Source organism: Streptomyces anatolicus (assembly GCF_019400875.1).
Taxonomy (GTDB): domain Bacteria; phylum Actinomycetota; class Actinomycetes; order Streptomycetales; family Streptomycetaceae; genus Streptomyces; species Streptomyces anatolicus.
In genome coordinates, this window is record NZ_WMBF01000561.1 from 1 (window position 1) to 3,746 (window position 3,746).

Annotated in this window: 4 protein-coding genes; all 4 read left to right on the top strand. The window is 70.3% G+C overall.

Annotated features, from left to right (window positions below; all coding sequences use genetic code 11):
* Nucleotides 1–133 precede the first annotated feature (133 nt).
* Genes gatC through gatB form a run of 4 tightly spaced genes read left to right on the top strand, consistent with a single transcriptional unit; the run spans nucleotide 134 to nucleotide 3,695 of the window.
* Nucleotides 134–430, top strand: coding sequence for an Asp-tRNA(Asn)/Glu-tRNA(Gln) amidotransferase subunit GatC (gene gatC, locus GKQ77_RS29505; RefSeq protein WP_010984178.1), 297 nt, complete (start codon nucleotides 134–136; stop codon nucleotides 428–430).
* Between the two features lie 4 nt (nucleotides 431–434).
* Nucleotides 435–1,928, top strand: a complete 1,494-nt coding sequence (gene gatA / locus GKQ77_RS29510; RefSeq protein ID WP_219692174.1) for an Asp-tRNA(Asn)/Glu-tRNA(Gln) amidotransferase subunit GatA — start codon at nucleotides 435–437, stop codon at nucleotides 1,926–1,928.
* Nucleotides 1,925–2,164, top strand: coding sequence for a hypothetical protein (locus GKQ77_RS29515; RefSeq protein ID WP_219692175.1), 240 nt, complete (start codon nucleotides 1,925–1,927; stop codon nucleotides 2,162–2,164). Before gatA ends, GKQ77_RS29515 begins: the two co-directional genes overlap by 4 nt.
* 16 nt (nucleotides 2,165–2,180) lie before the next feature.
* Nucleotides 2,181–3,695, top strand: a complete 1,515-nt coding sequence (gatB, locus tag GKQ77_RS29520; RefSeq protein ID WP_219692176.1) for an Asp-tRNA(Asn)/Glu-tRNA(Gln) amidotransferase subunit GatB — start codon at nucleotides 2,181–2,183, stop codon at nucleotides 3,693–3,695.
* Nucleotides 3,696–3,746 lie beyond the last annotated feature (51 nt).

Here is a 3,746-nt window from a genome sequence, read left to right on the forward strand (position 1 = left end):
GGTGAGAGAGGCCCGTCGCGGAGCGGCAAGAAGCCCCCCATGGGGCCGCCGGGGGAAACCGTTTAACGGCCACGCCACCCGGCCCCATAGGATTGGGGCCACAACCCGCACACTCACCCCTGAGGATCGCCGCATGCCTGGCATCACGCGCGAGGAGGTCGCCCACCTCGCCCGCCTTGCACGTCTGGAGCTGAAGGCCGAGGAGCTCGACCACTTCGCCGGACAGCTCGACGACATCATCGGCGCGGTCGCCCGCGTCTCGGAGGTCGCCGACCAAGACGTACCGCCGACCTCGCACCCGCTGCCGCTGACGAACGTCATGCGCGCGGACGAGGTCCGCCCGTCGCTCACCCCCGAGCAGGCGCTTTCGGGCGCCCCCGCCCAGGAGCAGCAGCGTTTCAAGGTGCCGCAGATCCTGGGGGAGGACTAAGAACATGACGGACATCATCAAGCTCACCGCCGCCGAGATCGCCGCGAAGATCGCCTCCGGCGAGCTGACGGCCGTCGAGGTCACCGAGGCCCACCTGGCCCGCATCGACGCCGTCGACGAGAAGGTGAACGCCTTCCTGTACGTCGACCGCGAGGGCGCCCTCGCGCAGGCCCGCGCCGTCGACGAGAAGCGCGCCAAGGGCGAGAAGCTCGGCCCGCTGGCCGGCGTCCCCGTCGCGCTCAAGGACATCTTCACCACCGAGGGCATCCCGACCACGGTCGGCTCCAAGATCCTCGAGGGCTGGATCCCGCCGTACGACGCGACGGTCACCAGGAAGCTGAAGGCCGCCGACGTCGTCATCCTCGGCAAGACCAACATGGACGAGTTCGCCATGGGGTCCTCCACCGAGAACAGCGCCTACGGCCCCACCGGCAACCCCTGGGACCTCACCCGCATCCCCGGCGGCTCCGGAGGCGGCTCGGCCGCCGCCCTCGCCGCCTACGAGGCCCCCCTGACCCTCGGCACGGACACCGGCGGCTCCATCCGCCAGCCCGCGGCCGTCACCGGCACGGTCGGCGTCAAGCCCACCTACGGCGGCGTCTCCCGCTACGGCATGGTCGCCTTCTCCAGCTCCCTGGACCAGGGCGGCCCCTGCGCCCGCACCGTCCTGGACGCCGCGCTGCTGCACGAGGCCATCGCCGGCCACGACGAGCTGGACTCGACGTCCATCGACGCCCCGGTCCCGCCGGTCGTCGAGGCCGCGCGCAACGGCTCCGTCCAGGGCATGCGCGTAGGTGTCGTCAAGCAGTTCCGCGGCGAGGGCTACCAGGCCGGTGTCGTCCAGCGCTTCGACGAGTCCGTCGAGCTGCTGAAGTCGCTCGGCGCCGAGATCGTCGAGCTGGACTGCCCGACCTTCGACCTGGCGCTCTCCGCGTACTACCTGATCGCGCCGTCCGAGTGCTCCTCGAACCTCGCCCGGTTCGACGCCATGCGCTACGGCCTGCGCGTCGGCGACGACGGCACGAAGTCCGCCGAGGACGTCACCGCCCTCACCCGCGAGGCCGGCTTCGGCGACGAGGTCAAGCGCCGCATCATCCTGGGTACGTACGCGCTCAGCTCCGGCTACTACGACGCGTACTACGGCAGCGCCCAGAAGGTCCGCACGCTCATCACCCGTGAGTTCGAGGCCGCCTTCGAGCAGGTCGACGTGATCGTCTCCCCGACGACCCCGACCACCGCCTTCCCGATCGGCGAGCGCGCCGACGACCCGATGGCGATGTACCTGGCCGACCTGTGCACCATCCCGACCAACCTGGCGGGCAACTCCGCCATGTCGCTGCCCTGCGGCCTCGCGCCGGAGGACGGCCTGCCCGTCGGACTGCAGATCATCGCCCCCGCCATGAAGGACGACCGCCTTTACAAGGTGGGAGCCGCCGTCGAGGCCGCCTTCGTGGAAAAGTGGGGGCACCCGCTGCTGGAGGAGGCACCGTCGCTATGAGCGCTCTGAACAAGGCCAAGGGCTTCAAGAAGTCCAAGACCGGTACGTATCTGTCGATCGGCACCACCGCGTTCGGCGCGGTCTCCGTGCTCAAGCAGGCCAAGCTGGCCCGCAGCGAACACGACACGCTCCGCCTCGTGGACGCCGTCGTCTCCGCTGCCGCCATCGCCACCGGCGTCGCGCTGCTCCTGCGGGAGCTCAAGCGCCTCGGCGACGACGACGTCCTGCTGGGCTGAGAGGGAAAGTTTCACCGTGACTGCCACTACCGACCTGGTGTCGTACGAGGATGCCCTCGCGACGTACGACCCCGTCATGGGCCTTGAGGTCCATGTCGAGCTGGGCACCAAGACCAAGATGTTCTGCGGCTGCTCGACCACGCTCAAGCAGGGCGCGAACAGCCAGACCTGCCCGACCTGCCTCGGCCTGCCCGGCGCGCTGCCGGTCGTGAACGAGATCGGCGTCGAGTCCGCCATCAAGATCGGCCTCGCGCTGCACTGCGAGATCGCCGAGTGGTGCCGCTTCGCCCGGAAGAACTACTTCTATCCGGACATGCCGAAGAACTTCCAGACCTCACAGTACGACGAGCCGATCGCCTTCAACGGCTATCTGGACGTCCAGCTGGAGGACGGCGAGGTCTTCCGCGTGGAGATCGAGCGCGCCCACATGGAGGAGGACACCGGCAAGTCCACCCACGTGGGCGGCGCGACGGGCCGCATCCACGGTGCCTCGCACTCGCTCCTGGACTACAACCGCGCCGGCATCCCGCTCATCGAGATCGTCACCAAGCCGATCGAGGGCGCGGGAGAGCGCGCCCCGGAGGTCGCCAAGGCGTACGTCGCCGAGCTGCGCGAGCTGATCAAGGCGCTGGATGTCTCCGAGGCCCGGATGGACAAGGGCCAGATGCGCTGCGACGTCAACCTCTCCCTGCGCCCCAAGGGCCAGCAGAAGTTCGGCACGCGCAGCGAGACGAAGAACGTCAACTCGCTGCGCTCGGTGGAGCGCGCGGCGCGGTTCGAGATCCAGCGCCACGCGGCGGTCCTGAACTCCGGCGGCACGATCATCCAGGAGACCCGTCACTTCCACGAGGAGGACGGCTCCACGACCTCCGGCCGCATCAAGGACAACGCCGAGGACTACCGGTACTTCCCGGAGCCCGACCTCGTCCCCGTCGCCCCCTCCCGCGAGTGGGTCGAGGAGCTGCGCGCCGGACTCCCGGAGCTGCCGCGGGTGCGCCGCAACCGCCTCCGCGAGGAGTGGGGCATCTCCGAGCACGACATGCAGTCGATCCTCAACGCCGACGCCATCGGCCCGATCGTCGCCACCGTCAACGCGGGCGCGGACGCCGCGTCGGCCCGCAAGTGGTGGATGGGCGAGCTGGCCCGGCACGCCAACGAGCAGGGCGTGGAGCTGGGCGCGCTGCCGATCACCCCGGAGCACGTCGCCCGCGTCGCCGAGCTGGTCGCCAAGGGTGACCTGAACGACAAGCTGGCCCGCCAGGTCATCGAGGGCGTGCTGAAGGGCGAGGGCACGCCGGACGAGGTCGTCGAGAAGCGCGGCCTGAAGGTCGTCTCGGACGAGGGCGCGCTCACGGCCGCCGTCGACGAGGCCATCGCCGGCAACGCCGCCATCGCCGAGAAGATCCGCGGCGGCAAGGTCGCCGCGGTCGGCGCCCTGGTCGGCGCGGTCATGAAGGCCACCCGCGGCCAGGCCGACGCTGCCCGCGTCAAGGAGCTGATCCTGGAGAAGCTGGGCGTCAGCGAGGGCTGAGCCCCGCCATCGTCCGCGTGAGGGGGCGGCGCACCCGGCAGGGGCGCCGCC

Excerpts from the sequence above, each read along its gene's own strand:
- gatC (WP_010984178.1), top strand. The coding sequence starts at position 134 with ATGCCTGGCATCACGCGCGAGGAGGTCGCCCACCTCGCCCGCCTTGCA.
- gatA (WP_219692174.1), top strand. The coding sequence starts at position 435 with ATGACGGACATCATCAAGCTCACCGCCGCCGAGATCGCCGCGAAGATC.
- GKQ77_RS29515 (WP_219692175.1), top strand. The coding sequence starts at position 1,925 with ATGAGCGCTCTGAACAAGGCCAAGGGCTTCAAGAAGTCCAAGACCGGT.